This is a genomic window from Candidatus Cloacimonadota bacterium (assembly GCA_020532355.1).
Lineage (GTDB): Bacteria > Cloacimonadota > Cloacimonadia > Cloacimonadales > Cloacimonadaceae > UBA5456.
In genome coordinates, this window is record JAJBBD010000038.1 from 1 (window position 1) to 5,735 (window position 5,735).

Annotated in this window: 3 protein-coding genes; 2 read left to right on the plus strand and 1 reads right to left on the minus strand. The window is 44.1% G+C overall.

The window, feature by feature from the left end:
• Nucleotides 1-34: 34 nt before the first annotated feature.
• Nucleotides 35-2,917 (plus strand): T9SS type A sorting domain-containing protein, encoded by a 2,883-nt coding sequence (locus LHW48_01060; protein ID MCB5259052.1) that lies wholly within the window; start codon nt 35-37, stop codon nt 2,915-2,917.
• Between the two features lie 117 nt (nt 2,918-3,034).
• Nucleotides 3,035-5,431 (plus strand): DUF1565 domain-containing protein, encoded by a 2,397-nt coding sequence (locus LHW48_01065; GenBank protein MCB5259053.1) that lies wholly within the window; start codon nt 3,035-3,037, stop codon nt 5,429-5,431.
• A 101-nt stretch (nt 5,432-5,532) separates the two neighbouring features.
• On the opposite strand, the gene LHW48_01070 is transcribed toward LHW48_01065, so the two are convergent.
• Nucleotides 5,533-5,735 (minus strand): hypothetical protein (locus tag LHW48_01070; GenBank protein ID MCB5259054.1); only part of this gene is annotated, 203 nt, incomplete at its 5' end.

The window sequence follows — 5,735 nt, forward strand, 5'->3', positions numbered from 1 at the left end:
TACTTTAGCTTAAGAAAGGCAAAAGGAGAATACAATGTCTTACAAAGCATTTTTCACCCAAGATGCTCATGGTTCAGAATCAGGAACCAAGGCAATGAGCAGAATAAGTATGGAATATGATCTACATGGGAAAAGATATGTATCCGAAAGGGGAAATGTATCAAACTCTCGCACCCAAGCTCTGCTCAAAATCGGTATCAGCTTAGCATGTTTGAATCAACATCCAGGAGTTAATATGAAGCAGGTTCTTTTTCTGGCTACAATGATTATTGGTCTGTCTTTACTGCTTGCAAATCCCACTATAGTCCACGTGCCTGCTCAAGCTTCTACTATTCAGGAAGGGATAGATCTAGTCGCTGACGGGGGAACAGTAATAGTCGCAAGTGGTACCTATAGTGTGAATGAGTTATCCTGGGCGAACAAGCATGTCCGCCTATTAGGATCTGGCAATCCAGTACTCACGAGCGGTTCGCATGCCATTAAGTTGGACTGGAGCGGTATAAACAATACTGATCGAATTCATGGATTCACATTCCAAAACTGTTATGCTTATGATAATGGCCCTGCAATTATGTTACTTGAAGGAGCATCACCACTGGTCTCAAATTGTACTTTCGATGATAACAGGGTGCAGGGTGAATACAACATGCAATTCAATAATCCATCTGGATATGGTGGTGCTGTATTCATTCAAGGTGGTTCAAATCAGTTAAACTCACCCAGATTTGAGAATTGCACTTTTACCAACAACGCAGCGGCTAATGGTAATGGTGGTGGTGCAGTTGCGTTGTTTGGGCCTGCAACATTTCTATCCTGCACGTTTACGGATAACTGGACATCGACAGCTGTGGGCTTTGGCCCTCCCGCATATTTCGCCGCTGGTGCCATCTTGATCTATGGTGATGATTACAATGGAGACATCCTGATTCATAATTGCACCTTTACTGGTAACTCTGGTCAAAATAGAGCCAATGACATATGGGTAGCAGGAAGTAGAGGTATTAATAATCTTACCATTGAGAACTGTACGTTTAATCCAGATACCAGCTATTATTCTGAGCCCGCAATCTGCCTCTTTTATGAAAACATGCCATATTTTGAGGCATCAAGCACAGATTTTGTAATTACCGGGAACACGTTTAAACTCTCAGATAAAGGCGCTGTGTACTTCCATGATTATGCCGGTCGCTGTAGTATGAAATTTAACAATAACGTTATTGATGGGATCGAGGGTACGACCTATGGTTTACATCTCTATTACTATGGTGGGGCTCCTCAGAATCCTGATTACTTCCAGTTTAACAACAACACGCTTCTGAACTTGACAAGTTCGGGATTAGTGCTGTTCAAAGGATCAGACTATACTATTGAAAACAATATATTCCACAACTGTTCTCCTTATGATGTGGAATGGGGTGGTCATACCGGAAATCCCAACCACGCCACTGAAAGCCTGACCATCAATAACTGCTTCTTTAATGATCTTACTAACCATGTTGACACACAGGGTAACGCATATCAGGTGTTCTCAATATCCAACCCGGTTGTGGCTTCGGATCCTCAGCTCGACTCTTATTATCAGCCTCTCTGGACAGCCAGCACCATGTCGCCTTGTATTGATTCCGGTGTTGGTACTGATGAGGACGGCACTCCAGCTGATATTGGAGCCTATCCTGCAGTGAACCATACTCGTGACGTATATACTATGCCAACGAATGGAACCCCGAAATGGATGAGCTTCCCGGTGCTGAACAGGACCACTCCAAGCTATGATATAGCTGAGAATTACTTTGCTCCGATAACGGATGTTGATGTCCTTGATCAAGTGATTTGGAAAGATGGGAATAATCCACCAGAGTCTATGCATATCCAAGAAGGATTGTTGTTAAACGGAGACTCTCCCGTACGAAGTGTCCTTGGTTACAAGATAGAGCTCCAACCTGGAGTTACTCAAGCTATTGAGATCCCAAGCTCTGGCTTTGTACAATCTCCCAATACCGTCATCAATCTATATGCCCATCCCGCTGGATCTTCTACGGGGGTAAACGAAAACTGGATAGGCTATTACCTGCCACAGAGTTCCAGCCCCTTCACTGCTCTTGCCTCCATTCTGGATAAAGTAACTTCCATCAAAACGCAATATTGGAGTGCCATTAAGGGCAATGGGTTCTGGAAGGTCAGCTCAGCGAACTTAACTCTGAACTATGGAGATATGGTAGTTTTAACCGTAACCGAAGATTGCAGCTTCGCGTGGAGCAATGTAACCCCGATAGACCCGAAAGTAAGACCCAAAGCAACTGCTTTTGAGTATGTGGAGAAACTTGATTACACCCCCATGTTCATCGACCTTAGCGGTTTTGATGTGTTACCGTCTGAGATCGGCCTGTATGTGGATGGAGAATGTAAGGGCGCGGTAAAGGTTGAAGGCGATTATACCGATCTTTGCGCGTATCTGGACAAGTATGAAGTTATCAATCCGGAAGATTGCGAATTGGTGTTCTATTTTGATACCAAGGCAGTGGATAACGTTAAGCAGCGTTGCCGGCTGGATTCCAATGACATGAAGCTTATGAGTGAGTTTGGCATTCGGCATTATGAGATTGCCATAAAAGCAGAAACGGAGCTTAACCCCATTATCTCCAAAAACGCTTTATCGCCAAATTACCCCAATCCCTTCAATCCGCAGACTACCATCAGCTATGAGATTGCCTCAGATGGTATTGTTAAGCTGGATATCTTCAACCTGAAGGGTCAACTGGTAAAGACCCTGGTAAATGAAAACAAAGTATGCGGACCACACAAAGTGGTGTGGAACGGAACTGACAAGTATGGCAGGAAGGTAGCCAGCGGATTGTATCAATATCGCCTGACTACCAAGGAAGGAAGCATCACCAAGAAGATGATGCTGATGAAGTAAGTAATGTTAATTTGCAAGGGAGGGTTACGCTCTCCCTTGCTCATTTTAACAGTATCCTACGCGGGAATGACAGATTATAACAGAGAAAGGATAGGATCTAAGATGATTGGAGCAACAATGAAGAGACTGTTATTGGTAACCCTAATGGTGGCATTTACCACGATGAGCTTTGCCGTAACGCTAAATGTAGCAATAGATGGCAGCGAGCAATACATCTCCATTCAAGCTGCCATAGAAGCTGCTAGTAATGGTGATACGGTATTGGTACATCCCGGTAGATACATCGAGAATATTGATTACATTGGCAAATCCATCACTGTATGTAGTCTGGAGGCCACTACCAATGACAGCACCTACATTAGCCAAACCATTATCGATGGCAATCGCAATGGCTCTTGCGTTGCCTTTCGCAATGCCGAACAGAATGCCACTCTAAGGGGTTTTACCATTACCAATGGGACAGGTTTTCTGACCTATGACGAACTTACAAGAGGGGGAGGAGTACTGATTAATAACGCCTATATGACTGAGGGGTCAGTTTCTCTTACAAATTGTGTGATAACCGGTAATCATGCCGGGATGGGAGCGGGTATTAGTTGCTTAAATGCCTCGTTGCAATTGAGCGGCGTAAATATTCACCACAATTATAGTCTGGCATCCGGTGGGGGGATTCTTTTTACAGGAACCAATACAATGATACCAAGTATTGTTTTTGACCCTGTGAATAGATGTTCCGTTTATGAGAACTATGGAGCTGCCCCGGTAGATATAGCCGTTTTTGACATTCCCGCCAACTTGACAATCCACTTGAACAAAGCGACCATCAGTCCACCCTCAACCTTCTATATCGGCAGGCATAACAATTTATCCAGTCTGCAGCAGTATCATGATACGGCTGTTGTACAGCAGGCTCATCGCACGGAAATAAACCGTGACTTTTACGTTAGCCCCAATGGAGATGATAACAATAGCGGTATCAGCCCTGATGAGCCAATGCGCACCATCACCAGAGCAATGCATCTGATAGCTTCCGATAGCCTTGAGGTCAAAACTATCCATTTGCTGACGGGCGTGTATGAAGAAGCTGAAGGGCAAATCTACCCCATCCCGATCAAGTCCTACACCAATCTCGTCGGAGCAGGGTCGGATTTGGTTACGTTAACATCATCAGTGGTTTGCACATTAGGTTATCCAAGATTCATCAATGCCATCAAAGCTAGGCACAACACGATTTGCGGATTCACCATTACTGAAAGCGTGCCCAGCAACAGAAGGCCATATACAAACCCATCAACCCAAGATAACTTGTATCTGAATGATGTGGTGATATCAGATATCCAAGCTTGTGAGTATAGCGCATTTATGATAAGTGTACCAAGAAACGTTGAGATCAATAAACTGGTCATCAAGAATATCACAACCCCACATATAGTTGTAGATTTTAATAAGGTACATGATTCAAAGATCAGCAATTCAACCTTTACGAATATCCATTCCACTTATGTAACCGATGACCCTTTTTTCAGAGGTTCTGCCGTAATAAGCTTCAGGGTTGTAGATTCGTTTACTTTTGAGAACAATGAAGTTAGCAACATGAGTGTGTACTACGACCAACCCACCTTTGCTATCTCTTTGTGGAATCCAAGGACTACCGAGGCAGTAGACATTAGGGTTAACAATTGCCTGTTTGACAACATCAGAACCAACGATGACCGAGCTGCGCTGTTCGGTAGTAACGACTATAGCAACGTAGAAATCTCAAACTGCACTTTTTATAACAATTATGGTTCTGTGGCAGCAGTGGGGCTAATTGGAAATATAAGAATGCGAAACAACATCTTTTTCAACCCTGTAGCTGATCATGAGATTGTGATGTATCCTCCAATATCGGGACAGCAAGACCCGTGTAATCTTGATATAGATTACAGCTACATTCGCGGTGGCGAAGAAGGCATATATAATATTTCAAACTTCAATACATTAAGCTATGGGGAGCAGAACCTAAGTGAGGGGGAATTGTTTGCCGACACCAATGCCGGTAATGTGGAATATCTTCGTCTTGCTCCAGGATCTCCCTGCATTGATGCGGGTACTCCTGATATCTCTCTACTGGGTTTGCCGCCCTATGATCTGGCGGGTAATCAGCGGGTGTGGAACGGGATCATAGACATGGGAGCATATGAATATGGCTCTCAGCCCTGGGTGAGCATTAATGATCCGGAGTTGCCTGCCATCGATCATCTTGTTCTGAGGCAAAACTACCCCAATCCTTTCAATCCTACTACCACCATTGCCTATAGCTTGCCGGAAGCCTCGAAAGTGCGGCTTGACATTTACAACGTCAAAGGACAATTGGTCAAAACCCTGGTCAATGCTGAAATGCCTGCTGGGCTGCATAGTGTGGTGTGGAACGGTAGAGACATGAATAATAAGGCTGTAGCCAGTGGCGTATATTTCTACCGCGTCAGCAGCCCGAAGGCAACCCATACCAAGAGAATGCTGCTCATGAAATAGTATCTTACACACTATGTATGAAGCCCGGGGCAAGACTCCGGGCTTATCCATTTTATCACACTAACTGATAAAGACCTTTGCGTAATTGCCTCAGACTGCCACTATTGCGCTGAGTTCGAGTAGTTATCCACAAGTTTTGAAGATTTTTCGCCGCGATCGAGAAAAGAAGCCATTTTTACCCGGTAGTGTCTCAAAGGTTGGTGTAAAATAGGTAACGCCAGATGAAGAAAAAGGTTGAGCCGGATCCCGCACTTTGTTTTGATGGTTTTGACAAGAAATCTACAAGACAAGGAGAAGATCATGA

What these genes read in the sequence shown, in the direction of transcription:
- LHW48_01060 (MCB5259052.1), top strand. Translation starts at nt 35, where the DNA reads ATGTCTTACAAAGCATTTTTCACCCAAGATGCTCATGGTTCAGAATCA.
- LHW48_01065 (MCB5259053.1), top strand. Translation starts at nt 3,035, where the DNA reads ATGAAGAGACTGTTATTGGTAACCCTAATGGTGGCATTTACCACGATG.